This is a genomic window from Actinomycetota bacterium, assembly GCA_035759705.1.
GTDB lineage: Bacteria > Actinomycetota > CADDZG01 > JAHWKV01 > JAHWKV01 > JAJCYE01.
Genome location: DASTUJ010000080.1, coordinates 1 through 26,187, shown reverse-complemented (window position 1 = coordinate 26,187; position 26,187 = coordinate 1). Strand labels below are relative to the sequence as shown.

The following is a 26,187-nucleotide window of genomic DNA, read 5'->3' as shown; positions in this document are numbered from 1 at the left end:
TGTGGACGTAGGCCTGGTGGCCGGTGTCGAACAGGATCAGGTCCCGGGGAGACTCGAAAACCCGGTGGGCCGCTATGGTCAGCTCGACCACACCGAGGTTGGACCCGAGGTGCCCGCCCGTTTGGGACACGGTCTCGACGAGAAATCCCCGGACCTCTTCCACGAGCCGGGGCATGTCTTCCGCCGGCAGGCTGCGAAGATCGGCCGGGCTCGAGATCGCGTCGAGCAGAGGCCTGTCGTTAATCATCCAATCATCGTACTCTCCCTTCTGGGACCCCGATTTGCGACCGTTTGCCGTCGCCACGGCCGGGTACACATCAGGCCATGCGAGTTGTGGTCATCGGAGCCACCGGCAACGCCGGCACCAGCGTCCTCCGCAGCCTGCGGCGCGCGGATGAGGTCGACGAGATAGTCGGGGTGGCCCGGCGCCGGCCGGACGCCGAGCTCTCCAAGGTCCGCTGGGAGACCGCCGACATCGTCTCCGGCAACCTCGAACCAGTCTTCGACGGCGCCGACGTGGTGGTCCACCTGGCCTGGGCGATCCAACCCTCCCGGGACTCCGAGACGCTGCGGGCGATCAACGTCACCGGCAGCCGCAGGGTCTTCGAAGCGGTCGAGCGCACCGGCGTGCGCTCTCTGGTCTACGCATCTTCCGTCGGCGCCTACTCCCCCGGCCCGAAGGACCGCCGGGTGGGCGAGGAGTGGCCGGTCAACGGAATTTCCACCAGCTTCTACTCCCGCCACAAGGCAGAGGTCGAGAGCCTCCTCGACGAGATGGAGGCCCGGTCCCCCTGGACCCGGGTGGTCCGGCTGCGCCCGGGGATCATCCTCAAAGCCGGCGCCTCGTGCGGCATCCGCCGCCTGTTCATGGGCCCGCTGATGCCCACGAGCCTGGTGAAACCGGGCCGCATCCCTATCCTGCCCAATCTGAAGGGAACCAGGACGCAGTTCGTCCACTCCCACGACGTGGGCGACGCCTACCGGCTGGCGGTTCTCGGCGACGTACGCGGCGCGTTCAACGTCGCAGCCGAGCCGGACATGGGTTTCGAGGACATTGCAAGACTGTTGGGAGCGCGCCCGGTTCCGGTGCCGAAGCCCCTGGTCAGGCGCGCGGCCGACCTAAGCTGGCGGATGCGCCTGCAGCCCAGCCCGGTCGGCTGGGTCGACATGGCCGTCCAGTCGCCGCTCATGGACATCACGCGGGCGCACCAGGAGCTGGGGTGGAACCCCGAACACAGCGCCGAAGACACGTTGCTCGACTTCGTCTACGGCTTGAACCGCTCCGCCGACCTGCCCACGCCGCCGCTGGCCAGGGACACCGGCGGGCCGTTCCGGGTCCGGGAGTTCCTCACCGGCATCGGGGCGCGGTGATCGGTTGCGCGCCCGGCGCTCAGGTAGAATGCTGGCCTATGTCGCAGGAATTTGAGCTCGTGGTCACCGTTCTGGAGGACGAGGCGGTCATCTCCGTCATCGGAGAGCTCGACTTTTCCACCGCACCCAGGCTTCGCGAGCAGATCCTGGAGCTGATGAAGGACGGTACGACCAGCCTCGTGATCGACCTGAGCCAGCTCGACTTCGTCGACTCCAGCGGGCTGGGGGTTCTGGTGGCCACCCTGAAGCGAATGCGGGAGCGCGACGGCACCCTGATGCTTCGCTCCCCCTCGGCGAACACCTCCAAGGTCCTCCAGGTCAGCGGCCTGGACAAGCTCCTTCTGGTCGGCTGACCGCCGTTTAACCGCACTCCACCGGGGTATAGGAGCTTCCGGGAATAAGCAGCGTTCCCGAAACGGCCTGCAAAACGGGCCTCGCCGGAGGGATTTCCGATGGCTGATCGCTCCTTCTACTCCAGGCGCGGCCTGTCGTTCGGTTACAACAACTGCACCCAGTGCGCGGTCCGGATCCCTCGTCAGCAGTCCCAGCCGGTTTGCCGCTGTTGTGCCGCCGACACCGCACGGAACCACCCGGACCTGGGGGCCGACACCGAAGACTCCGCGAACCTCATGGCCCCCGCGCCCGAGTGGTCGATCACCGGGCTCAGCCGGTTCCCCCAGATGGAGAGCTCGCGGCTCAACCTGCCCGACGGGACCCAGGTGGCCACCGAACTCTGGTGGCTGCCGAAGGGAAGCCGGTGGGTGGCCCAGCACCCTCTGGAGTACCCCCGCAACCGACTGAAGAGCCTTCCCGGCAGAGACACGGACGCAGCCACCTGACCCGCCGGCGGGGCGATTAATCGCACCGTGCGACGGGTAGAAATTTGACCCCTTTGGCGAAAGGAGCAGGTTTGGTGGAAACGCTGATCAGGCTGGTCGTCCTCTTGATCACCATCGGGTCGTTTCTGTTCCTCGTCAGGGCGCTCAGCCGGAGCATCGAGCAGGAGCGCCGGAAGAACGAGCCGCTGCGGAAGGGCTTCGGCCTCTCCCTTACCCTGTTGTGGCTGTTCCTCCTCGTCTGGTTCGGCCACGGGTTGGCGCAGTGGCAGGAGTACAGGTCACAGCAGGAGGAACACGGCCGACCGGCGGAGATCGCCGGCTTCGTCGACAACTTCGCCCAGGCGACCCTGGAGAACTGGCAGTCGGAGTACCTGCAGGTCTTCGCCTTTGTGGTGCTGGCGGGCCTCTACATCCATAGGGGCAGCGCCGAGTCGAAGGACGGGGAGGAGGAGATCAAAGCCATGCTCCGCAGGATCGAGCGCAAGCTCGACGAGAAGGAGAAGGCTGCGAAGTAAGCCCGGGGCCCATCAAACCAGGAGGAAAGCATGTCCGCCGAAGACAACCAGGAAAGAAACGCTGCGGAGGACGGACCGGACGCCGCCGGTGCGATAGTCCCGCCGCGACACGCCGACGGCACCCCGGGACGCCCGGCGGCCGACCCCGATGACGAGACGACCGTCACCGACGAGGCGGCGGATGCGATCGAGACCGAGGTCGAAACCGGCGAAGAGGTCGCCCAGCCCTGACGCCTACCTGTCCGCCGTCACCGTGCTGAGGGCGGGCATAACCTCCCGCTCGTAGAAGTCGAAGAACGCTGCCTGGTCCGGCCCGACCTGGTGCACGTAGACGTGGGTGTAGCCGGCGCCCGCGTATTCCTTGATCGCGTTGACGTGGATCTCGGGGTCGGGGCCGCACGGGATCTTCTCCCCCATCGTCTTGTCGTCCACCCAACTGGTTGCCTGCTCGAAGTGGGCGGGTAGCGGAAGCTCCTGGCCCAGCTCACCCTCAACTGCTGCGTTGGGCCACCAACTGCGCGCTGTTGCCTGCGCCTCGGACTCGGTTTTCGCGTAACAGACCGTGACCTGGCCGTACTTGGGCTTGCCCTTGCCGCCGGCCTGCTCGAAGGTCTTGACGACCGGCCCCGGCGCCACACCGACGAGGCCGTCGCCTATCTTGCCCGCCAGCTCGGCCGCCCTCTCGCCGGCGGCTGCCACGCAGATGGCCGGCGGCTCGTCGGGCAGGGAGAAGATGCAGGCGTTCTCCACCGTGTAGTAGCGGCCCCGGTGGCTCTGGCTGCCGCCCTCCCACAGCAGGCGGATGACCCCGACGGCCTCTTCGAGCATCTCGAGGCGCACGCTGGCCTCGGGCCAGCGGTCGCCGAGGATGTGTTCGTTCAGGTTCTCGCCGCTGCCCACACCGAGGAAGAACCGGCCCTCCATCAGGCAGGCCGAGGTTGCTGCCGCCTGGGCGATGATCGCCGGGTGGATCCGGATTGTCGGGCAGGTGACGCCCGTGCCCAGGCGCAGGGTGCTCGTGGCCCGGGCGATGCCGCCGATGACCGACCATACGAACGGGCTCTGGCCCTGCCGTCGGGTCCAGGGGTGGTAGTGGTCGGATATGAGGGCGAAGGCGAAGCCGCGTTGTTCGGCCTCAGCGGCCAGGTCCACCAGGTCGTTGGGTCGCTGTTCTTCACTTGAAAGCGAGTAGCCGATTTCCATAGCGTCTCCGTTCAATTCGGTGCCGACGCGCGTAGGTTCCCGCCACCCCGTTCGACAAAACCGTTTGTGTCGGACGAACCGCGGCCGGGTACGTCTTTCCCATGCTTTACATCGGGACCTCGGGCTGGCAGTACGACGACTGGAAGGGCAGGTTCTACCCGGAGCAGATGGCCACCTCCGGCTGGCTGAAGTTCTACTCCGACCGCTTCGCCACCGTCGAGGTCAACAACACCTTCTACCGCCTGCCGGAGAGAAAGACCTTCGAGAAGTGGCGTAGAGGCACACCCGGCGACTTCGTGATCACGGTCAAGGCCAACCGCTTCCTCACCCACCTGAAGCGCCTGAAGGACCCGGGGCCGGTGGTCAAGACGCTGATGGACGCGGCCGAGGGCCTGGGTCCCAAGCTCGGGCCGGTGCTGCTCCAGCTTCCCCCGAACTTCCCGGCCAACGCCGAGAGGCTGGAGGAGGCACTGAAGGCGTTTCCGAAGTCGGTTCGCCTGGCGGTCGAGTTCCGCCACCCCACCTGGTTCACCGACGAGGTGCGGGGGGTCCTCGAGCGCCGGGACGCCGCCTTCTGCCTGGCCGACCGCCACTCCAAAGCACTGGGCGCCGAGTGGAGGACCGCCTCCTGGGGGTACCTCAGGATGCACGAAGGCGACGCCGAGCCCCACCCCTGCTACCCGGACGGGACCCTCCACCGCTGGGCCGACCTGCTGGCTGGCCAGTTCGGGCCGTCGGACGACGTGTACGTCTACTTCAACAACGACCACCGGTGCTGCGCCATCCGGGACGCCATCCGATTCGCCGAGATCGGGGAGGAGAAGGGGCTGCAGCCCAGCCGGACGGCCGGGGACCCGGCGCCGGTCCCGTGACCGCCGCCGATTTCATCCCGGAGGGCGCATCCCTGCGGAAGCTTCGTGAAGCCTCACAGGCGTGCCGGGGGTGCGACCTGTGGGAGAACGCAACCCAGACCGTCTTCGGGGAGGGCCCGGTGCCCGCCGGTTTGATGCTGGTCGGTGAGCAGCCCGGGGACCGGGAGGACCGGGAGGGCTCCCCATTCGTAGGTCCGGCAGGCCGCGTCCTCGACGAGGCGCTGGAGTCGGTGGGCCTCAACCGGGACGAGGTCTACGTCTCCAACGTCGTCAAGCACTTCAAGTGGACCCCCAAGGGCAAACGAAGGATCCACCAGAAGCCCAACTCGGCCGAGATCACAGCGTGCGTCCCCTGGCTGCGGGAGGAGCTGGCCCGGGTCCAGCCGACGGTTCTGGTCTGCCTGGGGGCTACCGCAGCCCAGGCGCTCCTCGGCCGGACGTTCAAGGTGACCCAGCAGCGAGGCAAGCCGGTGGACTCCGACCTGGCCCCCTGCGTAATGGCCACAGTGCACCCGTCCTCCATCCTGCGATCTCGGGACGACGAAAGCCGGCGCCTGGAGATGAAGGCTTTCGTTTCAGACCTCGAGGCGGCTGCCGCCAGGGTCAGATAAGGAGGCGCCGGGCTTAAAGCCCGGCGCCCATCAGGTCTTTCCCGGCCTCAGTCCTCGGTCGACGGGTGCCCGTGCACAGTCTCGGAGGCCTTGGTCTTGATGCTTGCGGTGACGTTCCCGAAGGTCTCGAGAACCTTGTCCTTGGCGCTGCTCAGCACACCCGGGTCCGTTGTCCCGACCTGTCCGTTCCCGGTTACGGGTGAAGCGGCCAGCTCGTCGTCCCGGTGCTTGAACTCTTCCTTCTTATCGGACGCAGTCGCCTTGATGTCCTCCGCCTTCTCCGACGCAGCCGCCCTGATGTCCCCGGCTTTGTCGGAAGCGGCAAGCTTGATGTCCTCGGCCTTCTCGGACACGGTGGCCTTGATGTCGTCCTTCTTCTCGGCGGCAGTGTCCTTCAGGTCGGCAGCCTTCTCGACGACGGTGTCCTTCAGGTCGCCGGCCTTGTCGACCACCGCCTCCTTCAATTCGCCCGGCTTGGCCGCAGCGGAGTCCTTGAAGTGGCTTGCCACGTTCTGTTTGATCTGCTCAGCGGCGTCCGTGACCTGTGCCTTGACGTTCTCCTTCACCTCTTCTTTGAGGTGGGCCTTGTGGTAGGCCACGTGCTCAACCGCCTCGGCCAGCTTCTGCTGGCTTTGCTCGACCTCCTGCCGAACCTCCTCGGGACTGCGTGTCTGACTCATCCGAACCTCCTAGAGTTAAAAGTCGTCTAGTGGAAAGCGCCCTACCGCTTGTGGGGCGGCTGCTGCCACGACGGACGGCTCTCGGTGCTGCCCTTCTTCCAGGCGTCCGCAAGCTTGTCCTTGGACTCCTTCAGGGAGTCGATGGTCATCTCCGGGGCGAACGACGGGACGTCGGACTGGATCCGGTCCTTGGTGGACGCAGCGACGTTCTTGATGTTGTCGATGTGCCGGGTGGCGGCAGGCATCTGGTCGGAAGCCTCCTGAACCTTGGACTTGCCGGCCATCCCCAAGACCCCCGCGACGATCCCGTAGAGGGCGGTCACAATCAGGGCTGCGGCCCAAACCGGCAGGAACTCGGCAACGCCCGCGACCAGGGCAACGGTCAGAGTTCCGAACGCAGCGAGGCCGAACAGGCCGGCGCCGCTGAACAGCCCCGCGCCGATCCCGGCCTTCTTGCCGACCTCGACCAGCTCCCCTTTGGTGGCCTGGATCTCCGAGGAGACCTGGGAGGTCGCCTGCTGGAAGTCCTCCTTGACTATCTCGACCTTCTGGAGGATCTCGGCCTTGGCCAGCTCCACCTCCTGGGTCAGCAGTTGTTTAGTGTCGTCCGATATCTCCTTCAGCTTGTCGATCAGATCCGGATCGACCAGGCTCCGCGCTCCATTCTCGGCGGCCATGGCACCTCCAAATTTCGGTTCATTTTCAGGACGCCCGACGTCTACGGGCGCGAATTGGCTAACTCTGATGGTTCCCGCTGGGGGCCGAACTAATCGCCTCGGTTCCCGTTTTGAACGGGTTCGAAGAAAGAGCGGGGCCGGATGGGTAGAGCTCTTGAGGCTCCGAGCGCGGCGACTCGCCCCGGTTCGGACCGCAAACTGGTCGTACAAGCACCCGGCGAAACACTTGAGGGCCGCAGGCATAAAGCCTCCGCCCCCAAGTAGCAGGCCCCCGCCATGGGGCGAGCGGATTCCCGCGAGCCTGTCCGGCCGGAAGGTCGCGATCACCGAGCAGGACAGCGACGCCTTGTGGAGAGTGGGAACAATCTGGAACCAGGCCCAACTGCGGCCGAAATTTGGCGGTGCCCCCGGCAGGATTTGAACCTGCGGCCTTTCGCTCCGGAGGCGAACGCTCTATCCCCTGAGCTACGAGGGCGGGGATTCGTCCAATTGTACCGGGAGAGGGACCGGGGGTAGTCCGGGCTACCCGGCACTACAATCAAAGCACCTTGAATTCCGGCACTCGCCACAAAATCCTCATTACCGATGACGACCCCGTCATCATCGAGCTTCTTCAGGTGAATCTGGAGTTCGAGGGATACGATGTGATCACCGCCGCCGACGGCCTGGAGGCGGTGGAGCGAGCCGCCCGGGACACCCCGGATCTGGTCATCCTGGACATCATGATGCCCCGGATGGACGGCTGGACCGCCCGGGCCGAGATGTTGAAGGACCCCCGGACGGCCGAGATCCCCGTGATCTTCCTCTCGGCACGTGCACAGCAGGCCGACTTGAGAAAAGGATACGAATCCGGAGTGGCTGCCTACGTCACGAAACCGTTTGAACCGGTCGAGTTGCTGGACCTGATCGAGCAGATCCTCGCGGGGAGCTACTCGCGTCCGGAATCCCCGCCCGGCTTTTAGCGTGATTACCGATCACCTCGCCGGCCTGCTGGAGGCCGGTCTCGACAAGATGCGTGCCGACGGGACGCTGGATGCCGTCTCGCCGGCGGTCGAGCTGACGCGTCCGGCCCGTCCCGAGCACGGCGAGTTCGCCACCAACCTTCCCCTCACCCTGGCCAAGAGCGCCCGCATGGCGCCCCGGAGCCTGGCCGAGCAGTTGGTCGAGGCGCTCCCCCGGTCCGACCTGGTCGAGCGCGCCGAGGTCGCCGGCCCCGGCTTCATCAACTTCCACCTGGCAAAGGGGTGGCTCGGGTCGACCGTTCGGGACATCGCCGAACGCGCCGAGGACTTCGGCCGGGGCGCCGCTAAACCGGAGCGCATTCTCATCGAGTTCGTGTCGGCAAACCCGACCGGCCCCCTTCACGTCGGTTCCGGGCGGAACGCCGCCTACGGCGATGCGCTCGCCCGACTGCTGGATGCGGCCGGCTACCCGGTGGGAACCGAGTACTACATCAACGACGCAGGCAAGCAGATGGAGCGGTTCTCCCTATCGCTGCACGCCCGTTACCTGCAAGCTCTGGGCCGGGAGGCTGAGGTCCCGAAAGACGGTTACCAGGGCGAGTACCTGGCGGAGCTGGGGCGCGAGCTGGCCGCCGAGTTCGGCGACTCTCTGGCCGAGGACCCGGGCCGGCTCGGCCGGATCGGGACCGAAAGAATGGTCGACAGCCACCGCCGGACCCTGGAGAAGTTCCGGGTCAAATTCGACAACTGGGTGTACGAGTCGTCGCTGCACGAGGCCGGCAAGGTCAAGGCCGGGATCGCCAAGCTCACCGAACGGGGGCACACCTTCGAGCAGGACGGGGCGGTCTGGTTCCGCTCCAGCGAGCTGGGCGCGTCCCGGGACCAGGTCCTGATCCGTTCCGAGGGCGATGCCACCACCTACCTGGCGGCCGATGTCGCCTACCTGATCGACAAGATCGAGCGGGGCTTCGACCGGGTCATGTACGTCTGGGGGGCCGACCATCACGGCCAGGTCGCCGGGCTCCAAGCCGTCGGCAAGGCGCTCGGGCTCACCCAGCCGGTGGAGATCATGCTCCAGCAGCTGGTCAACTTCATCTCCGGTGGCGAGGCGGTCAAGATGGCAAAGCGCACCGGCAACATCGTCACCATCGACGAGCTGATCACCGAGGTCGGCGTGGATGCCGCCCGGTTCACCCTGGTCAGCCGGAGCATCGACGCCACCATCGACTTCGACCTGGACCTGGTGAAGTCGGAGTCGCAGGAGAACCCGGTCTACTACGTGCAGTACCAGCACGCCCGTACCTGCTCGATCCTGCGCAACGCAGCGGCGAAAGGAACCGACAAAGGGCCAATCGAGGAAGCGGACTTCAGCCTGCTCACCCACGAGGGCGAGGCGCTGCTGATCCGCAAGCTTTCGGAGTTTCCGGATCTGATTGAGGAGTCGGCCCGGCTTCGGGCGCCGCACCGGCTGACCCACTACGCCCAGGCGCTCGCTTCGCAGTTCAGCGCCTTCTACCGGGATTGCCGGGTGATCAGCGAGGACGTCGAGCTGAGCAAGGCCCGCCTCTGGCTGGTCGACGCCACCCGGCAGGTGCTGGCGAACACGGTTCAGCTGCTGGGAGTGGACGCTCCGGAGAGCATGTGACCACCACCGACGACCTGCGGGCCGCTCTTCCGAACACCGCCGGGATCAACAAGGCGGGCCACCTGGCGATCGGCGGGTGCGACACCGTCGAGCTGGCGGAACGCTTCGGCACCCCCCTGCTGGTCTTTTGCGAACGCACCTTCACCGACCGGGCCAGCTCGGTCCGGGCGTCCTTCGGCGGCGCGACGATCTACTACGCCGCCAAGGCGTTCCTCAGCAAAGCGGTCTGCCGGCTGGTGGAGCGGGAGGGACTGGGCCTGGATGTCGCCTCCGGTGGAGAGATGTTCACCGGCCTGGCGGCGGGCTTCCCGGCCGGGCGCATGGTGATGCACGGCAACAACAAACTGGACTCGGAGCTCGAAATGGCCGTCGACGCAGGTATCGGCCGGATCGCCATCGACAACCTGGAGGAGATCGACCGCGTCGGCGACCTGGCCCGGGCCGCCGGGCGGAGGCAGGCGGTTTACCTGCGCGTGACCCCCGGGGTCACGGCCGACACCCACGTGCACATCCAAACCGGGCACCACGAGTCGAAGTTCGGCCTTCCGCTCCAGGGTGGGGTGGCCCGGGAGGCGATCATCAGGACCAACGCCCATCCGGACCTCGAGCTGAGGGGGCTGCACGCCCACATCGGCTCCAACATCTTCGATTCGGCGCCGTTCGAGGAGACCATCGAGGTGATGTTCTGTTTCCTGGCCGAGATCAAGGCGGAGTTCGGCCTGGAGTTCCCCGAGCTGAACCTCGGCGGCGGTTTCGGCGTGCCCTTCGTCGCCGGGGACCGGCCCTTCGACGTCAAGCTCCTGGCCGATCTGGTGATCTCCACCGCCCGGAGGGCCGCCGAAAGCAACGGCGTGGCCCTTCCTGCGCTCTGCTTCGAGCCGGGCCGCTGGCTGATCAGCAACGCCATGGTGACCCTCTACTCGGTCGGCTCGATCAAGGAGACCTCATCCGAGCTGACCTTCGTCTCGGTGGACGGCGGGATGAGCGACAACATCCGGCCGGCGCTCTACCAGGCCAAGTACGCAGCGATCCTGGCCAACAAGGCCGAGGAGGACGCCGGCTTCCCCGTCACCCTCGCCGGCATGCACTGCGAGTCCGGCGACCTGCTCATCGAGGACCTGGCCCTGCCCAGGTCGGTGAGCCGCGGGGATATCGTCGCACTGCCTGCGACCGGCGCCTACACCTACTCGATGGCCTCCAACTACAACAAGAAGACCCGCCCCGCCGTCGTGACGGTGGCGGACGGCGAGGCCCGGCTGATGATCCGTCGGGAGACCTACGACGACCTGGTCCGGCTGGAAACCGAGTAGCGGATCAATGGCGCGGAAGGGCTTGATCCTGGCGCTCGCACTCACCGCCGGTTACTGCATACAGCCGGTGAAAAGCACCGCCAAATCCGTCCTGCTCCTGACCGAGATGCTTGCCCCGGTAAAACCTCTGCGCCTGCTGCCGGATCCCAAGGTCTCGGTCGTCAAGCTGGAGGACGGCAAAGCGGATCTCTACGAAGGCCGGAACACGATGCCCGGCGTGGTCCTGGTCCACGGCGTCGCCCCCGGCGGGCCGGCCGACTCGCGCATTGTCGACGTCGCCCGATCGCTCAACCGCCTTGGGCGTACCGTCGTCGCCCCCTACCTCGGTCTGGGTGAGCAGCGCCTGGACCGCACCGACACCGCCCGCATCCGCCAGAGCATCGACTACCTGGCGGAGAAGACCGGCGGGAAGGTGATGGTCCTGGCCTTCTCGTTCGGCGCTGCGTTCAGTCTGGTGGCGATGGAGGAGGAGCCCGCCGTCCAGGACAAGGTCCTTGAGGTGGCGACGGTCGGCACCTACTTCGACCTGGTCCATCTGTTGCAGGGGGTAACTGCCGGGAGGGTCAATGCGCCGGGCGGGCTGACCGACGAGTGGAGCCCCGACCCCCGGGCGGGCAAGGCGGTCACCGAGTTCCTGGCCAACTACCTGCCCTCGGACGACGAGAAGGCGCTGGTCGAGGCCTACGACCAACGGCAGCCCGATGGTCTCAACCCGGCATCCCGGGCGATCTACGACCTGATGGTGAACACCGACCCGGCCCGGACCCGGGACCTGGTGGCGGCGCTGCCGGCCGGCCTGGGCGACCTGATCTCCGACCTCTCCCCCGCCGCCCGGATCGGCCGGATTCGGATTCCGATCCAGGCCATGCACAGCCGCCAGGACCCGGCGGCCCCGCCGAGCGAGTCGGCGCTGCTGGTTGCCTCGCTCGAGGAACCGGCAACCGGCCGCCTGACCCGGGTCGGCTCGTTCCGGCACGTGACCCCGGCGAAGGGACTGGGTCTACTCAAGGATGTCGGGCCGCTGGTGGGTTTCGTCTCCCGGGTGTTCGGGGTCCAGGACCGATGGGGGATCTACCTCTAGGTCATCCAGCCGGCCCAGGCTTGTCGGCTTCTGATCCGAGAAACCTGGGCCTACCGGGAGGGCGCCCTCAACCCACCCGGATCGGCAGCGACTCGAGCCCCCTCAGATTGATGTGCGGGCGCCACCGGAGGTCATCGGTGGCAAGCTCGAGCTCGTCGAACTGCGAAATCAGGCCCCCGAGCACGGCCTGGGCTTCCATGCGAGCCAGCACCGACCCAAGACAGAAGTGGATTCCGCCCCCGAAAGAGAGGTGCTTGATGCTCTTTCGCCCGACGTCGAGGGAGTCGGGATCGGCGAACTGCTCCGGGTCCCGATTCCCCGCGCCGATCACCAGGAGCATCGAATCTCCCCGGACAAAATTCTGTTCGCGGACGGTGATCGGCTCCTTCGCGATTCGGATCACGAACTGCACCGGGCTGTCGTAGCGGAGCAACTCCTCGAGGCCCGGCCGCATCAAGCCCGGGTCCTCCTTGAGGCGCCGAAGCTGGTCGGGATTGCGGAGCAGTGCCAGCAGGCCGTTGCCGATCAGGTTGGTCGCGGTCTCGTGTCCGGCGGTAAACAGGAGCAGGAGGGTGGAGATGAGCTCCTCGTGGCTGAGGCGCTCGCCCTGCTCCTCGGCCGCGATCAATGCGGTTATCAAATCCTCGCCCGGCTGGGCACGCCGCCGCTCCACCTGCTCCGACAGGTACTGGCGGAACTCGATGAGCGAAAGGAAGATTTCGTCCATGAGCCGGTCGTCGACCAGCGGATCAAGGCTGCGGGTCGCCGAGGTTGCCCACCGCCGGCACTGCTGGTGATCCTCGACCGGGAGCCCCAGCATCTCGCTGATGACCGTGGCGGGAAGCGGGAAGGCGAGGTCGCCGATGACGTCCATCGTTCCGTTCTCCCGTGCGACACCGAGCGCATCGTCCACGATGTTGTCGATCCGAGTCCTCAGGCTCTCAAGCACGCGAGGCGTGAAGGCTTTGCTGACCAACGAGCGCAGCCGGGTGTGAGCGGGAGGGTCGCGAAACAGCATCGACTCCCAATCCGCCGAACCGCCTTCTCCGGCGAATCCCTGGGTGACCTCATGGCCGAGCCGGGGATCGCGCAGCAGGGTGGCGATATCGTCGTAGCGGGTGAGGATCCAGAGGTCGACCTCGCTCCGGTGGACGGGATCGTGCTCTCGCAGTTCGCGGTAGTGCGGGTAGGGGTCGGCATGGACCTCGGGGTCGAACGGGCTGTAGATGGTAGGGGCCATGGGTTTTACGCTTTCACCCTCAAACGCTGCCATCGCCTCTCCTTTTCCGGTCACGAACAGGAGTGCAGTTTACAGTGTTACATTACTGGATGTCCATCTCCAATTTGTTCGCAAGGCTCAGTCGATCACTTGGTCCATTTGCTAAACAAGCATCGATGCGTAGCCCATCGGGCCTTCGTGCTGCACGACCTCGGTGCTTCCGTCGCTACCCCGCTCCAGGATGATCAAGTCGTCCAGGCGTGCCTGGACGCCGGGGATGTGGGAGATCAGCCCGATCAGCCGGCCAGGGTCGGCCAGGGTCTCGATCCCTTCCAGCGCCAGGTCCAGGCTCTCCTGATCCAGTGAGCCGAATCCTTCGTCCAGGAAGAAGCAGCCGAGCCGGCCGCCCTCCAGTGCCACCGCCTCGGAGAGCGCCAGAGCCAGCGACAAAGAAGCCAGGAACGTCTCCCCTCCCGAAAGGGTGTCGGGGCTGCGGGTGAGTCCGGTGCGCTCGTCGACGATCTGGAACTGGCCCTCCTCGTCGAACCGGTAGTGGCCGGTCAGCTCCCGGAACTTCTCGGAGCCGATGCGGGACAGCAGCCTTCGCTGCTCGTCCAGAAGGAATGCGGTGAATTTGGAGTCGGCGAAGTCCGTGATCAGCCGTTCGAAGCGCTTGCGGCGGGCGACCAGGGCGCTCAGAAGGGCCTGGACCTCCTTCTGCCTGACGATTACCCCCTTCATCTCCTCGACCCTGAGCTCCAACCGGGTGACCTCGGCCTTGGCCCGGGCCAGCACGTCGGACGCCTGGTCGTCGGCGGCCGCCGCGAACCGGGTCCGGAAGCTGTTGACCAGCCGCGCTGCAGCAGCCGCTCCGGCCTCGAGATCCCGTTCCCGGCGGACAAGCGCTTCGACTCTTTCGGCGCCCGCCTCGACAATGCGCTTGGCGGCGTCCCAAAGGCCCTCGGATTCGGGAGAGATGGACCCCAGCCCGAGCAACCCGCTGGTATGGCTCAACTGGTTGGTTACATCCCGGCTCTTCTGGGCCAGGTCGTCCACGCCCCGGCGGGCCTTGCGCTCCTCGGCATCTGCTGCGTCGCGCGCCGTGCGGGCGTCTTTTAGGACCGAGCGGCTCTCGGCCAGCGCCAGGCGCCGGGTGCTCAGTTCCTGTTTCAGGTCGGAGACCCCGGCTGCAAGCTGGCCGAGCAGGTTCTCTACCTCGTCAAGCTCGGCCCGGCCGGTTTCAACCCGGGCGACCGCCTGCCGAAGTCGCTCGCCGGCCAGCGTGTGCCGGGTGCGGGCGGACTCATAGTCGGTGCGCGCCTTCTTCAAGCCGGCCTCGGCTGCGGTGATCGCCTCGGTTGCTGCGCTCAGGGCGGGCAGCGGAGCGGAATGGGGCACGGACGAGACGGTTTGTTCGCAGACCGGGCACGCCTGCCCTTCAGCCAGGTCCCGCCGGAGCAGGTGAGCGGCGTGGTTCTGCTCCAGCTCACGTAGTCTGGCTCTTGCCATGACAGTCGCTGCGTCGGCCGAAAGGAAGGCCGCCTCCAACTTCGGAAGCTCTATCGCCCCGGCCTGGAACGACTTCTCGAACTCGGCGCTCTCCGCTTCCGCTTCGGCCAAGGTGCGGGCAATCCGCTGCCGGGCCGCCAGCCCGGTCTCGACGCCTGCGAACCAGGCGTCCCCGCCGGACCTCTCTGCAACCTCCGTCTCCCTGGCCTGCGCCTCGTTCAAGACTCGAGCGGCTTCGACCAGCGCCTCTTGAGCTTCCTCGAGCCTGCGTTCGGCCCTCTCCTGCAGGGCGCCAAGGTTGCGCAGCGACTCCTCCGGCGGCAGGCGCCGCAGCGCCGTCTCGGCCTGAGCCTTCTCTTGACGGACCCGCCGGATCTCCTCCCCCGACCTCAGGACATCCTGCTCCGCCTTCAAGACGCCAGGCAGCTCGTCCCGGACCTCGGCGAGCAGCTTCTCGGCAACCGCCAGGTCCGTTTTCAACTCCTTGAGCCGTACCTCGGGCTGATCGGGGAACGAGTCGAGAGTGCTCTGGTGAACGCTAATCTGACCCTCCACCAGCTGAAGGCGGGACCGGGCGCCTTCTCGCAGGAGGTCGACCCGCTCCAGGCGAAAGATCCCCTTCAGAATCCGGGAGCGTTCGGTGGGGGTTGCCTTCAGGAACCTGTCGAACTCACCCTGGGGCAGCACGACAGAGGATCGGAACGACTCGAAGTCCAGGCCGACGATCTCCTCGATCTTCTCGGTGACGTTTCGATCGCCGGTCACCGGGTCCCCGACGCCGTCGACCCGGCGCAGGATGGTCTGGGACGTACCCTTCAGCCGGATGATCCGGACTACCTCCCAGGCGACGTCGTCGGACTCAAAGACCAGCTGGACCCGCGCCTGCCACTCCAGGGCGTTGATCAGCTTTTTCGTTCCCGACTCCACGCTCGGCGTCTTTCCGTACAGGCCGAAGATCAGGCCTTCGAGAATCGATGACTTGCCCGAGCCGGTCGGCCCGACGATCCCGAAAAGCGTCCGGGTGTCGAAGGTGAAGGTCTGCGGCTTGCGATAGGACTTGAACCCCTCGAGGGTCAGCTCAAGAGGCCGCACGCTGGACCTCCTCCTCGAGCGTCTTCAGCTCGTCGATCAACTCGGCCGGCGGCTCCACCCCGTGGGCCCGGAGGTGGTAGCCGGCGTAGAGATCGGTGATCCGGCCGTCCAGGGACTTCGCGACTACCTCCTCGGAACCGGCCATGCGGTCGTAGACCGCCTGGACCATCACGGCGTTCGGCAGGAACTTGCGGACCTGGTCGGCCAGGCCGAACACGGGCCCCGATGTCTGGACCCGGACGTCGAGGTACGCTTCTCCGAACTCGGCAGCCCGCTTTTGCAGCGACTCCAGCTCGTCCTGCACCCGGATCAACCTGCGGCCGCAGGACAGCGCGATGGTTTTGACCTTCGCCGGCGAACCCGGCTTGATGTCCACGATCACCGCCTGCTTCTCGTGGGTCCGCTCGGAGAAGTCGAGCTGCAGCGGGCTCCCGCAGTAGCGGGTGGCGACTGCGGCCCCCACCACCTCCTGGGGGCGATGGATGTGGCCAAGGGCTACATAACCTGCGCCGGGCGGGATCGACTGGGCCGTGGCCGCGTACTGCTCGCCCAGGTGGATCTTGCGCTCGCCGCCTCCGATCTCGGCGCCGTCAACGAAGTAGTGGGCCATGAGGATTCCGATGCCGCCGGCGTCGAAACCCGAGCACAGAGCAGTGCTCAGCCGGCGGACCTTGTCCGCGTACCGGTCGGCGCCGACCACCGAGCCGGGATCGAGCCTGGCGAACCAGTCCTGGGAATCCTTCAGGACGTCGCCGATCACCACCGCTTCGTGGAGGAACGGGAAAACGGCAACGCACGCCTCCTCCTCGCCGTTCCGGGAGAGGACCCGGACCACGCCGCCCTCCTCCGGCCGGGCGATCTTCGGGGTCAGCACAACCCCTCTCGGCTCCAGGAGCGGAGCGAGCACTTCGAACAGCGCCGACGAGTCGTGGTTGCCCGGAATGGCGACAACCTTGCCCGACGCATCCGCCAGCCGGATCAGGCCGTCGATAACCATCCGCATGCTGTCCAGCGGCGGCATCGCCCGGTCCCACAGGTCACCGGCAACCAGGACCGCGTCGACCTGCTGGTCCTTGGCGATCGCGACCAGTTCGTCCAGCATCGCTTCGAACTCCACCTCCCGGGAGATGCGCCCGAGCTTTTTCCCGACGTGCCAGTCGCCGGTGTGCAGGAATCTCACAGCAACCCCTCGAACGGGTCTCCCGCTTCGACCGCTTCTTCCGGGCGGGTGGCCCAGGGCGGGTAGGGGAAGGTGAAGACCAGCGGCGCCGGGATGCCCGGCTGGAATACCACCATTGTGCCCGGCTTGAACAAGCGGGCCCGGGCCCGGGTGGACGGCAGCATCCAGCCGTACTCCGCCCGCTCCGCCTCGGCGGCGTCCAGCCGTCCGCTCACCCGGATAGAGGCGTTCTCGACCACCTCGGGCGCCACCCGGGAGGCGGTCTGCTGGGCTCCGATGAGGATGATCCCGAGCGACCGGCCCCGCTGGGCGATGTCGATCAGCACCTCCTTGATGGGCGAGTGGCCCTCCCGCGGGGCGTACTTGTTGAGCTCGTCCAGCAGGATCACCTGCAGCGGCAGCCGCTGGCCGGTCTTCTCCTTGCCGGCAAAGACCTCGTCCAGAAGCGCGCCGACCACGAACCGCTGTGCGAAGTCGTGCAGCTTGTGGAGGTCGACGACTGTGACTGCCTCGGCCATCCGGTCGACCCGGTTCCCGTCGGCCCGGACGAGCCGCCCGATGCGGTACTCGGCCGCACGAAGCCGGCGCATGAACGCCTGGGCGGTCCCACCCTGGACCCTTCCGGTCCACGACTGCTCCGGCTCGCCGTCCTCCGGGTCCACGTGCTGCTCGATCACCTCGACGAGATCCGCCAGCGACGACACCATGCGGGTCCCGATCCGCACGACGCCCGGGCGACCGTCGACCGGCTCGTACAACTTCTGCAACTGCGACCGGACCCGCTCCTCGACGAAGGTCAGCTGCTGGCGAAAGTCGCCCGACTCGACAAACAGGAAGCGCAGCAGCCCCAGCTCGATGAACTCCTGGGGGGTCCAGGAGAAGGCCGAAACCCCAACGCTCCGGGAGTCGGTGTCCGGGACCAGCCCCACAGGACCCCGGGGCGGCGCCCAGAAGGAGACCGACGGAAACGGCTCGGCCGGGATGCCCAACCGCTCCCACTGCCGGCGGGCCTCGTCGTTCAGCTCCGAGTTTGGCCTGTCCAGCCACAGCAGGTCTTCCTGCTTCACGTTGAACACGAGAACCCGGACATTCGACGCCGCCTGCCCGACCACCTCGGGGTGAGCGGTCAGCGAACGCAGGAACGACAGCGCGAACGACGTCTTGGTGGCGACGCCCGACACCCCCGAGATCGAGATGTGGCCGCCCTTGCGGCCGTCGAAGAAGTCGAGGTCCACCCAGATGGGCTCGCCGTCCCGGGCGAAGCCGATGGGAAGGCGCCGGCCCATCTCGTCGGCGTAAAGCGCCTTGTCACGGGAGTGCCCGGCGACGCGGTAGACCGGCTCGCCGGGGTCCGGCGCCACCCAGATCTCCGGGTCCACCCGGATGGTCTGAACCGTTGCCGACCGGGCCAGCTCGGCCGGCAACGAACCCTCCTCGGCGATCAGGAACATGTCCGACTCGAACCGGGCCCCCTCGTAGCGGGCCGCCACCTCGGTCACCAGGCCGTAGAGGTGCACCTCCCCCACCTTCGGCACGTGGGTGCGGACCTCGACCAGGTCGTCGAGCTGCAGGTAGTTGTCCGCGTCGATCACCACTCGGAACTCCGTGGAGGTCGCGGGGTCCACCCCAAGGACGCGGCCCACCTGCTCGTCAGCCACGGCCCAGGCTCCTCGCCCGAACGCCGGAACGGATGCGGCGCATGATCAGCTCCCTATCCCCCAGCAGGCTCCAGAGCTTGCGCTCCAGGGTGGCGATGGGCACCAGGTTCTGCGGAGCCCGGGTGTCCCAAAAGGCCTTGGAGCTGAAACGCGGGAGGTGGAAGGTCACCACATCGGCCAGGCCGACCGCCCTCTCCAGACCGATGGTGCTGCTGACCTCGCACCGGGCGATTGCAGCCCACGGGTGCTGGTGCGGCGCCGGCGCGATCCGGGTGTACCAGGAGAACCGAGGGCGGTGCGACGACATCCCGAAACCGAATATCGGCGTGCGCTGCCCGGGCGCGAGCCCCAGGGCGACCGGCGCGTGCTCCGGGCTCAGGTAGGTCTTCTGGTGGCTCTTGATGTATCCGACCAGGTTCACCGGCTCCCTCAGGAGCAGGGGCCCATCGGCGATCACCAGCATGCCCTCCCGGGACAGGCGGCGTGCCAGGTCCTCCTCCAGCCGGCTCCGGGCCTTCTGCAGGGCCCCCCGCAGCTCCTCGGGCCGGGTCCCTGCGATGGAGGTGCCCCGGTAGCTGATGGCCGAGCTGAACGGCCTGACCGGCGGGTTGACGTCCGACCCGAAGACGCTCCACCGCTGGACCTCGGAGGGCCCGAAGGTGGCCAGCCCGTCTACCAGGACCGCTCCCGCCGCCACCGATCCGAACAGCCCGGGCGCCGGCGCTGCCCCCTGGCCGTAGAAGGCCCGGGCGTCCACCCGGTCCACACCGTCGATGAAAGCCGCAACCGGCGGGGGGGAGACCCGCGGAGTTATCGCCCCCCAGGCGGCGGTCTCGACATCCGGGTCAACCTCCTCGACCGACGAGGACAGACCGTCATCCACCTCGGAGGAAGAGCCGTACTCCGGGCTCCATGCCTCCACCCACATCTGATCTTCGGCCATGAACCCATGCTAGCGACCGGGTATGACAGCCGGCCGCAAATTTGCGCCGGGTTGGGAAACAAATGTTCGATCAGCCCGAACGGCTACCTGATGACGACGACCACCCTGTCCGCAACCGGCGGGTTGACCGGCACGTGGTTCTTGTCGGTGAGCACGACCCAGACCGCATGCTCCCCTGCCGGAAGGCCGCCGATCTGTGTCGACGTCCCCGTGGCGTGGATGTGGGTCGCATCGACCGGGAGCGGGGCAGTGCCGCCCACCGGGTCCTCGGCCGGATCGACCACCAGGTCCAGGTGTCCCGTGCCGCCGGTCCCCGGGTCCTTCGCCGGGTCGACTATCTGCACGCCTGTCGCCACACTTTCCACGGTGAAGCCGACGGCCATGGGCGCCGTCGCCGGAGCGCTGGCGTCGATGGAAGGTCCGGTGACGTCGACCTCGACAACGGCAGAGGCCCGCCCGATCCTCGCCTCCGCGCCGTCGGCCAGGACCACCGTTATCTTGTGTTTGCCTATCGACAATCCGGGGATGCTGACCGTGTCGTCGGTGAAGTGAAGAACACCCGGGCCTTCGGAGATGGTCTCCCCCGACGCCACCGGGTCCCGGTCGATAAAGGCGTGATAGTGCCCGGTCTCCCCGGACACGTCGCCATCCGCCTCGGTGATGTCGATGCCTTCCGATTCGACCGTCAAAAGCACCACGTTCCCGCCCACCTGAGCGCCGTTTTCCGGCGAGGTTATGTCCACCGACAGGGCCTGCGGGGTGCTCGACGGCGCATCCAGCGTGGGGTTGTCACGACCACAGGCACCCAGCAGCAATAGCAGGGCGAGGACGGGGAGGATCGGGCGAAAGACGGTCTTCAATTCGGACCTCCGGGGTTGCGAAACACGATCAGGGGTGCTGGGGATCCCAAGGATCAAGCTCTGGGGAGCTCATGTGGGGGATAGATAGTATGGAACAAGGGTTACCGTTTTCCCGGACTTGGCAAACCTTCTTAGATTTAATTAAGACCCGGAAAGGGGCACTGAACCTTGAGCGATCTAGCAGCCAGAAAATGTGAAGCCTGCCACGCAGGAACCCCGACTCTCAGCCCGGAAAAGGCGGCCGAGCTCCACTCCCAGCTCGACCCCGACTGGGCCATTGTCGACAACCGGATCGAGCGCAGCTTTAAGTTCAAGAACTTCCGTGACGCCTTCGGGATGGCCACCAAGGTCGGGCTTCTGGCCGAGCAGCAGGGTCACCACCCGGACTTCGAGATCGGCTGGGGGTTCCTGAAGCTGACCCTCACCACGCACGCCGCCAAAGGGTTGACCGACAACGACTTCATCATGGCGGCCAAGGTCGACGAGCTGTAGTGCCGTGTCGGCTAACTTTTGCGAGGTTTGGAGCGAGTGAGTTGGTTCCAGGCAAGGCCGCGGCGAGTCCCGCTAGCCATGCGTCCTAACGGGACGAGCGAGAACGCAGCATGGGACCGACTCCACCCCTCCAAACGCCCCGAAGGTTAGCTGACACGGCACAAAACCGCCTCCGGCGCCTGTCGATTCTCTCCGCTGCCGTTCTGTTAGTCGCCTGCTCCCGGGGCGCCCGGGTGGAGGGGCTGATCTCGGAGATCGAGGTGACGGAGGGCCGGCCCTCGGCCATCACGGTTGAATCCGAAGAAGGGCCGCGGCGAATCCTGATCGACCCGGAGCGGGACTACGGGTTCGACCTCGGCCACCTCGAGGAGCACAGGGACCAGGCCGAGCCGGTAAGCGTGATCGTGAAGGACGAGGGCGGGGGCGTTGTGGCCCTGAGCATCGACGACGCTAACGGCGCGTGAACTAGACGTTGAAGCGGAAGTTGGTGCAGTCCCCCTCTTTGAACAGGTAGTCCTTGCCCTCGACCCGGATCTTCGACGCTGCCTTCGCCTTGTCCCAGCTCCCCGCGGCCACCAGCTCCTCGTAGGAGACAACCTCCGCCCGGATGAACCCCCGCTGGATGTCGGTGTGAATGGCGCCGGCCGCCTCCGGAGCGGTGGCTCCCCGCTTCAGCTCCCAGGCCCGGGACTCGTCCTCGCCGGTTGTGAAGAACGTGATCAGGTCCAGCGACCGGTAGACCTCCTGGATCACCCGGCCCATGACCGGCTCCTCCACGCCGTAGGCGCCCAGAAGCTCTTTGCTCTCCTCGGGCCCGAGGCCGGCGACCTCCGCCTCCAGCAGGGCGGGCACCGTGATGACCGTGAACCCGGGCGCCTCGATAGTGGCTTCCAGGGCGTCCTCGTCGACGTTGTAGACCACAATCATCGGCTTCAGCGTGACCGGCGCCAGCGCCGAGAAGACCGCCAGCTCCTCCTTCTCCCAGGTACGGGTGCTGAGGAACTCGCCGTTATTCAGGTGCTCGAGGGCCGCGTTCAGGACCGGCAGCTCGGCCTTGGCCGCCGGGTCACGCTTGGCTTTGGCCAGCCGGTTCTCGATCGGGCCCATGTCGGCCAGTAGAAGCTCGTCCTTCATGGCATCCAGCGCCTTGGCGCCGTCCTGCCCCCCGAAGCCGGGGACGACGATCAACAGCGCGTCCATGTTGCGGAGCTTGGCGTTGGCCGCCGAGGCGGTGCGGGCGTTGGCGTGCACGTCCACCACCCCCACCTGGGCGTAGACCGTGCTCTTCGACGCGTGGAGCTCGGAAAGTTTGTCCAGACGGGGGTCCGGCACCGCGACCGTGGCGACGTCGCCCACGGGCTTCAGCCCGGAGATGGCCCGCCAGAGGGCGCTCTTGCCCGAGCCCGACGGCCCGGTGATCCCGACTGTCTTCATGCGGGTCTCCCGGATAGGGTGGGGGCATGGAAATCAGCGAGACGGCAACCGCAGTCCTGGAGCGGGCGTACGACGCCGCGGCGCGCTTCAACCCCGACGCGAAGATCCGGGTGTACCGGCGCGGCGGCGGAATTCAAACCGGCTTTGCGGACGCCCCGCAGGAGGGCGATGTGGTTGTTGAGCACGAGGGGATGATCCTTTACGTAGCGGCCGATGTGGGCGAGGGCCTCCTTGACACTACCCTGCAGCACGACCATCTGGTGTTGATACCGGCTTAAGCCGGGCGTTCCGCCTCCGCCAGCACGGTTGGGTACATTACCTCAGCCCACAGCTTGTAGCCTCCGGCGCCGGGGTGGAACCAGTCGACGCTGTAGTGGGCCTCGGGGTCGTTCCTGAACTGGTCCTTCGTGCCGCCGGCCAGGTCGATGTAGGGAAGCTTGCGCTCCTCGGCCGCCTTCTCGATCCGGCGCCCGACGGCCGCACCCCTCCACCCGCTGACCATCCGAAGCGGCTGCGGGAAGGCAGGCGAGGTCCCCATATGCGGCGGCCCGGCGACCACGAGCTTGACCCCGCCGGCCTGCAGCTTGTCGAGTGCCGCCTCGATGTTCTTCTCGACCTTGCGGAGCGGGACGATGTGGGTGGTGTCGTTGGCGCCGATCTCGACCAAAACCAGGTCCGGCTGGAGGGCCAGCGCCTTGTCGACCTGCCCGGGCAGGTCCTTGGTCATCGCCCCGCCGAAGCCCACCACGTCGAGCGTCACGTGGTATTTTTCGCCGAGCCGGGTGGCCAGGATCCAGGGGAAGGAGTTCTCGGGCGACGTCCCGACCCCGACCGACGTGCTGTCGCCCAGGACCACGAACTTCAGCGGCGGGAGTGAGGGGTCGCCGAACTCGCCGTGGATCGGCGAGGGCGGGTCGACCAGAGGAAAGTCCCGGTTCAACGTGTACGCGGCCTCCCCTCCGAGCAGCACGACGACTCCCATAACCACGAAGCTGGTTATCTGGAGGTACCGGCGCGGAATCTTCTGCAAACTCGACTTAAGAAAGGGGACGCAACCCCACAATCTCAACGGAGAAGCTGCCTCTTGGCGCCTCGATGGTGGCGGTCTCCCCCAACTTCTTGCCCGCCAGCGCCTTCCCCATCGGGGAGGTGGGGGTGACCGTGCTGGCGCCGTCCATCTTCTCCTCCATGGAGTCGGCGAACAGGTAGTCCTCGGTGCCGAACTTGTCCTTGACGGTCACGATGATGCCCGGGCCGACCTCGTCGACGTTCGTCGAGACCTCCCGGACCACCGCCCGGTCGATCGTGTACTCGAGCTGCCGGATCCGTGCCTCCATCAGGCCCTGGGCGTCCTTGGCGGCGTGGTACTCGGCGTTCTCCTTGAGGTCGCCGAGCTCGCGGGCACGCAGCAGGCGGACGCTCATCTCCTCCCGCCCGGGGCCGGTCAGCTGCTCGAGCTCTTCCTTCAGCTTTTTGAGCGTTGAAGGGCTGACGTAGATGTCTTCGGGCGAGTGCATAAATCCAGTATCCGTTGCTTCGGCTAAGACTGCGAGGCGGTCTGCCTTAAGGCCCGGTCAGGTGATCCCTGTCGGCGGCATCCCGCCACTCGCCCTCAACCGGCTCCACGGGCTCGGTGACCACCGTGTGCGCCCTCACCTTGCGGGTGCGGTTCCGCACCAGGCCGAGGGGGATGAGGAAGGGGAAGCGCTTGGCCACAAGCCACCCGCCGCTCTTCATCACGACCCGGCGGACTGCGGCCCGGCTGGCAGGGATCAGCAGGGCGATGCCCATCACATCAGTGAGGAAGCCGGGGGTAAGCAGCAGGGCTGCTCCGAACAGAACCAGCACGCCGTCGATCAGCTCGGTGGAGGGAACCTCGCCTCTGGCCAGCGTCGCCCGGAACCGCTTCCAGACTGCCAGGCCCTCACGCTTGGCGAGGAAGCCCCCGAGGATGCTCATGAGGATGAGCAGAACGATGGTCGGGCCGACGCCGATCTGCTGTCCGACCTGGATGAGGATCGCAAGCTCCAGCAGGGGAATCAGGAAGAAGAAGAATCCGAGGATGAACGGCATCGTTCTTTAAGAGTACCCCCGTTCAGGCCGTTCCAACAGGGCGGACCCACCTTGTCCGGATCGAACACTTGTTCTATCCTGAACCGATGCGCTGGGACAATCAGCTCCTCGATGCACCGCAGGGAGAGACAGCCAAGCTCCCCCTTTTCGGCGAGGACGCCGTGGTCCGGCGTTTCAGCACCCCGGAGTTCAAGGGGATGACCTTCTACGAGGTCCGGTCCAAGAGCATCATCAACCACGTCAAAGCCAACAACATGGGCTTCAGCTGGACGATCAACCCGTACCGGGGATGCTCGCATGCATGTTCGTACTGCATGGCCGGCGACACGCCGATCCTCATGGCCGACGGACGATCGAAATCGCTGAGCGACATCCGGATCGGCGATCGGATCCTGGGGACCGAAATGCAAGGCCGTTACCGGCGATACGTCGAAACGACCGTCCTGAATCATTGGTCGACTACCAAGCCCGCCTACCGGATTACGCTCGAGGATGGCACCGAGCTAGTCGCGAGTGCCGATCACCGGTTCCTTACCAACCGGGGCTGGAAGTACGTGACCGAGGCCGACCACGGTGCGCCCGATCGGCCGCACCTAACGCTCGGTGACTCAATCGTCGGGGCTGGAGCCTTCCAGCAGGCGGCGCTGGGCGACTCGATCCCATCTGGGCTCAAGGTCTCCTCGATAAAGGACCTCAGGTTCGCCGTCCCGATGTACGACATCACCACAGGTACGGGCGATTTCATCGCCAACGGCGTGGTCAGTCACAACTGCTTTGCCCGCCCTACCCACACCTACCTCGACCTCAACGCAGGTGTCGACTTCGAGACCAAGATCGTCGTCAAGGTCAACGCCGTCGAGCTGCTGCGCCGGGAGCTGCGGAAGCCATCCTGGTGCGGTGAGCACATCGCCATGGGCACGAACACCGACAACTACCAGCGGGCCGAGGGCCGCTACAAGCTGATGCGGGGGATCCTGAAAGAGCTGAACGCCAACCGGAATCCGTACTCGATCCTCACCAAGTCGACCCTGATCCAGCGGGACCTTGACCTCCTGGTGGCGGGCGCTGCAGTGGCCGAGGTCTCCGCCATGTTCTCCGTGGGCACGGTGGACGAGGAGGTCTGGCGCAGGACCGAGCCCGGGACACCCCACCCGATGAAGCGGCTCGAGGTGCTCACCAAGCTGAACAAGGCCGGCATCCCGTGCGGCATTCTGATGGCGCCTATCCTACCCGGCATCTCCGATGCGCCCGAGCAGCTGGCCGCCACCGTCAAAGCCGCCGCGAAGGCGGGTGCCGTGAACATTACGCCTCTGGTGCTGCACCTGCGGCCGGGAGTCAAGGAGGAGTTCCTGCCCTGGCTGGAGAAGGAGTACCCGGAGCTGCTGGGCCAGTACCGGAAGATGTACAAGGGCAGCAACGCCCCGAAATCGGTGGCGGAGCCGATCCAGAAGTCGGTCTACGCCCTCAAGGACAAACTCGGCGCGGGGACCGGTCCGAGGCGCCGGCAGCCCGACAAGCCCAAACCGGAACCGCAGCCGGAGCCTGAACAGATGTCGCTGGACCTCGGGGCGGAGCCGGTCCGCAAGGCGCCTGGATGGGTGACCGGCTCGGTAAAGAGTTCTAGGTAGCGGGATCCGGCCCCAACTCCGCAAGCTCTTGCAACACAAAAGCTCTGTCGACCTCGTTCTGCGAGAGACCGAGAGCACCGCCGATCTGCTCGTTCGTCTCGGCAAACGGTCCGTCGGTCACGTTGCGGTCCCCGCCTGGTGGCGGACTGTGGTTGCTGACGCGCTCGGTTAGAGTCCTTCGCCCGCAAGAAATGCGCCGGCTTTGGTCACAGCCTGGGTGAACTGGTTCCAGGGTTCCATCACGGCGGTCATCTGCTCGGGGGTCAGGTTGCCCTGCTCCTCCCCCTCGGTGCCCTGCAGAATCAAAAGGTATTTCATGAGCCACTCCCATCC

The 26,187-nt window shown here is 66.5% G+C and carries 29 protein-coding genes and 1 tRNA gene; 15 read left to right on the top strand and 15 right to left on the bottom strand.

Annotation, left to right across the window (positions count from 1 at the left end; all coding sequences use genetic code 11):
* Nucleotides 1-247: 1-deoxy-D-xylulose-5-phosphate synthase N-terminal domain-containing protein (locus VFV09_05415; GenBank protein ID HEU4867151.1), on the bottom strand; the 247-nt coding region annotated here is incomplete at its 3' end.
* 77 nt (nt 248-324) lie between these two features.
* Between VFV09_05415 and VFV09_05410 the strand changes: the two genes are divergently transcribed.
* The 5 genes from VFV09_05410 (at nt 325) to VFV09_05390 (ending at nt 2,956) form a co-directional block, all read left to right on the top strand.
* Entirely contained in the window at nt 325-1,371 is a 1,047-nt protein-coding gene (locus VFV09_05410) for an NAD-dependent epimerase/dehydratase family protein (protein ID HEU4867150.1), read from the top strand.
* Between the two features lie 38 nt (nt 1,372-1,409).
* Nucleotides 1,410-1,724 (top strand): STAS domain-containing protein, encoded by a 315-nt coding sequence (locus VFV09_05405; GenBank protein ID HEU4867149.1) that lies wholly within the window; start codon nt 1,410-1,412, stop codon nt 1,722-1,724.
* Between the two features lie 99 nt (nt 1,725-1,823).
* A complete protein-coding gene (locus VFV09_05400; protein HEU4867148.1) occupies nt 1,824-2,210 on the top strand; it encodes a hypothetical protein in 387 nt (128 codons plus the stop codon).
* Between the two features lie 74 nt (nt 2,211-2,284).
* Nucleotides 2,285-2,725, top strand: a complete 441-nt coding sequence (locus VFV09_05395; protein ID HEU4867147.1) for a DUF6766 family protein — start codon at nt 2,285-2,287, stop codon at nt 2,723-2,725.
* A gap of 30 nt (nt 2,726-2,755) precedes the next feature.
* Nucleotides 2,756-2,956 (top strand): hypothetical protein, encoded by a 201-nt coding sequence (locus VFV09_05390; GenBank protein HEU4867146.1) that lies wholly within the window; start codon nt 2,756-2,758, stop codon nt 2,954-2,956.
* Nucleotides 2,957-2,959: 3 nt separating this feature from the next.
* Here VFV09_05390 and VFV09_05385 read toward each other — a convergent pair whose 3' ends face one another.
* A complete protein-coding gene (locus tag VFV09_05385) occupies nt 2,960-3,928 on the bottom strand; it encodes a TIGR03557 family F420-dependent LLM class oxidoreductase (protein ID HEU4867145.1) in 969 nt (322 codons plus the stop codon).
* 101 nt (nt 3,929-4,029) lie between these two features.
* Between VFV09_05385 and VFV09_05380 the strand changes: the two genes are divergently transcribed.
* Together VFV09_05380 and VFV09_05375 are read left to right on the top strand one after the other, a co-directional pair.
* Nucleotides 4,030-4,800, top strand: coding sequence for a DUF72 domain-containing protein (locus VFV09_05380; protein HEU4867144.1), 771 nt, complete (start codon nt 4,030-4,032; stop codon nt 4,798-4,800).
* Nucleotides 4,797-5,411 carry a UdgX family uracil-DNA binding protein gene (locus tag VFV09_05375; protein ID HEU4867143.1) on the top strand — a complete coding sequence of 205 codons (615 nt, stop codon included), beginning with the start codon at nt 4,797-4,799 and terminating at the stop codon, nt 5,409-5,411. Before VFV09_05380 ends, VFV09_05375 begins: the two co-directional genes overlap by 4 nt.
* Nucleotides 5,412-5,458: 47 nt before the next feature.
* On the opposite strand, the gene VFV09_05370 is transcribed toward VFV09_05375, so the two are convergent.
* The 3 genes from VFV09_05370 to VFV09_05360 form a co-directional block, all read right to left on the bottom strand.
* Entirely contained in the window at nt 5,459-6,091 is a 633-nt protein-coding gene (locus tag VFV09_05370; GenBank protein ID HEU4867142.1) for a hypothetical protein, read from the bottom strand.
* Nucleotides 6,092-6,132: 41 nt separating this feature from the next.
* On the bottom strand, nt 6,133-6,768 hold the full coding sequence (locus tag VFV09_05365; protein HEU4867141.1) for a phage holin family protein: 636 nt from the start codon (nt 6,766-6,768) through the stop codon (nt 6,133-6,135).
* Between the two features lie 402 nt (nt 6,769-7,170).
* A tRNA-Arg gene (locus VFV09_05360) sits at nt 7,171-7,243 on the bottom strand.
* Between the two features lie 73 nt (nt 7,244-7,316).
* Between VFV09_05360 and VFV09_05355 the strand changes: the two genes are divergently transcribed.
* From VFV09_05355 to VFV09_05340, 4 genes are read left to right on the top strand one after another with little or no spacing between them, the layout of a single operon-like run.
* Entirely contained in the window at nt 7,317-7,730 is a 414-nt protein-coding gene (locus VFV09_05355) for a response regulator (GenBank protein ID HEU4867140.1), read from the top strand.
* Between the two features lies 1 nt (nt 7,731).
* A complete protein-coding gene (gene argS / locus VFV09_05350; GenBank protein HEU4867139.1) occupies nt 7,732-9,375 on the top strand; it encodes an arginine--tRNA ligase in 1,644 nt (547 codons plus the stop codon).
* Nucleotides 9,372-10,685 carry a diaminopimelate decarboxylase gene (gene lysA / locus VFV09_05345; protein HEU4867138.1) on the top strand — a complete coding sequence of 438 codons (1,314 nt, stop codon included), beginning with the start codon at nt 9,372-9,374 and terminating at the stop codon, nt 10,683-10,685. The genes argS and lysA overlap by 4 nt, the downstream gene beginning before the upstream one ends.
* 7 nt (nt 10,686-10,692) lie before the next feature.
* Nucleotides 10,693-11,766, top strand: coding sequence for a hypothetical protein (locus VFV09_05340; protein ID HEU4867137.1), 1,074 nt, complete (start codon nt 10,693-10,695; stop codon nt 11,764-11,766).
* Nucleotides 11,767-11,833: 67 nt separating this feature from the next.
* On the opposite strand, the gene VFV09_05335 is transcribed toward VFV09_05340, so the two are convergent.
* The 6 genes from VFV09_05335 to VFV09_05310 all read right to left on the bottom strand — a co-directional run bounded on the left by VFV09_05335 (nt 11,834) and on the right by VFV09_05310 (nt 20,227).
* Nucleotides 11,834-13,006, bottom strand: coding sequence for a cytochrome P450 (locus VFV09_05335; GenBank protein ID HEU4867136.1), 1,173 nt, complete (start codon nt 13,004-13,006; stop codon nt 11,834-11,836).
* Between the two features lie 141 nt (nt 13,007-13,147).
* Nucleotides 13,148-15,586: an SMC family ATPase gene (locus VFV09_05330; GenBank protein HEU4867135.1), complete on the bottom strand. Its 2,439-nt coding sequence runs from the start codon at nt 15,584-15,586 to the stop codon at nt 13,148-13,150.
* Nucleotides 15,573-16,766 (bottom strand): exonuclease subunit SbcD, encoded by a 1,194-nt coding sequence (gene sbcD / locus VFV09_05325; protein HEU4867134.1) that lies wholly within the window; start codon nt 16,764-16,766, stop codon nt 15,573-15,575. Before sbcD ends, VFV09_05330 begins: the two co-directional genes overlap by 14 nt.
* Nucleotides 16,763-18,424 carry an ATP-binding protein gene (locus VFV09_05320; GenBank protein ID HEU4867133.1) on the bottom strand — a complete coding sequence of 554 codons (1,662 nt, stop codon included), beginning with the start codon at nt 18,422-18,424 and terminating at the stop codon, nt 16,763-16,765. Before VFV09_05320 ends, sbcD begins: the two co-directional genes overlap by 4 nt.
* A complete protein-coding gene (locus VFV09_05315) occupies nt 18,417-19,367 on the bottom strand; it encodes a hypothetical protein (GenBank protein ID HEU4867132.1) in 951 nt (316 codons plus the stop codon). The genes VFV09_05320 and VFV09_05315 overlap by 8 nt, the downstream gene beginning before the upstream one ends.
* Before the next feature lie 83 nt (nt 19,368-19,450).
* On the bottom strand, nt 19,451-20,227 hold the full coding sequence (locus VFV09_05310; GenBank protein ID HEU4867131.1) for a DUF4399 domain-containing protein: 777 nt from the start codon (nt 20,225-20,227) through the stop codon (nt 19,451-19,453).
* A 168-nt stretch (nt 20,228-20,395) separates the two neighbouring features.
* Between VFV09_05310 and VFV09_05305 the strand changes: the two genes are divergently transcribed.
* Nucleotides 20,396-20,719 carry a 4a-hydroxytetrahydrobiopterin dehydratase gene (locus VFV09_05305; GenBank protein ID HEU4867130.1) on the top strand — a complete coding sequence of 108 codons (324 nt, stop codon included), beginning with the start codon at nt 20,396-20,398 and terminating at the stop codon, nt 20,717-20,719.
* A 233-nt stretch (nt 20,720-20,952) separates the two neighbouring features.
* Entirely contained in the window at nt 20,953-21,183 is a 231-nt protein-coding gene (locus VFV09_05300) for a hypothetical protein (GenBank protein HEU4867129.1), read from the top strand.
* A 1-nt stretch (nt 21,184) separates the two neighbouring features.
* Here the strand turns inward: VFV09_05300 and VFV09_05295 are convergent, their stop codons facing one another.
* Nucleotides 21,185-22,153 carry a DUF933 domain-containing protein gene (locus VFV09_05295; GenBank protein HEU4867128.1) on the bottom strand — a complete coding sequence of 323 codons (969 nt, stop codon included), beginning with the start codon at nt 22,151-22,153 and terminating at the stop codon, nt 21,185-21,187.
* A gap of 26 nt (nt 22,154-22,179) precedes the next feature.
* Here VFV09_05295 and VFV09_05290 point away from each other — a divergent pair, with 26 nt between their 5' ends.
* Complete coding sequence (locus VFV09_05290; GenBank protein ID HEU4867127.1) at nt 22,180-22,431, top strand: hypothetical protein; 252 nt, start codon at nt 22,180-22,182, stop codon at nt 22,429-22,431.
* On the opposite strand, the gene VFV09_05285 is transcribed toward VFV09_05290, so the two are convergent.
* Genes VFV09_05285 through VFV09_05275 form a run of 3 tightly spaced genes read right to left on the bottom strand, consistent with a single transcriptional unit; the run spans nt 22,428 to nt 24,226 of the window.
* Nucleotides 22,428-23,183: an SGNH/GDSL hydrolase family protein gene (locus tag VFV09_05285; GenBank protein ID HEU4867126.1), complete on the bottom strand. Its 756-nt coding sequence runs from the start codon at nt 23,181-23,183 to the stop codon at nt 22,428-22,430. The two genes, VFV09_05290 and VFV09_05285, sit on opposite strands and share 4 nt — an antisense overlap.
* Nucleotides 23,184-23,190: 7 nt before the next feature.
* Complete coding sequence (greA, locus tag VFV09_05280) at nt 23,191-23,670, bottom strand: transcription elongation factor GreA (GenBank protein ID HEU4867125.1); 480 nt, start codon at nt 23,668-23,670, stop codon at nt 23,191-23,193.
* A gap of 46 nt (nt 23,671-23,716) precedes the next feature.
* On the bottom strand, nt 23,717-24,226 hold the full coding sequence (locus tag VFV09_05275; protein ID HEU4867124.1) for an FxsA family protein: 510 nt from the start codon (nt 24,224-24,226) through the stop codon (nt 23,717-23,719).
* A gap of 86 nt (nt 24,227-24,312) precedes the next feature.
* Between VFV09_05275 and VFV09_05270 the strand changes: the two genes are divergently transcribed.
* Nucleotides 24,313-25,854: a radical SAM protein gene (locus tag VFV09_05270; protein ID HEU4867123.1), complete on the top strand. Its 1,542-nt coding sequence runs from the start codon at nt 24,313-24,315 to the stop codon at nt 25,852-25,854.
* Nucleotides 25,855-26,187: the final 333 nt, after the last annotated feature.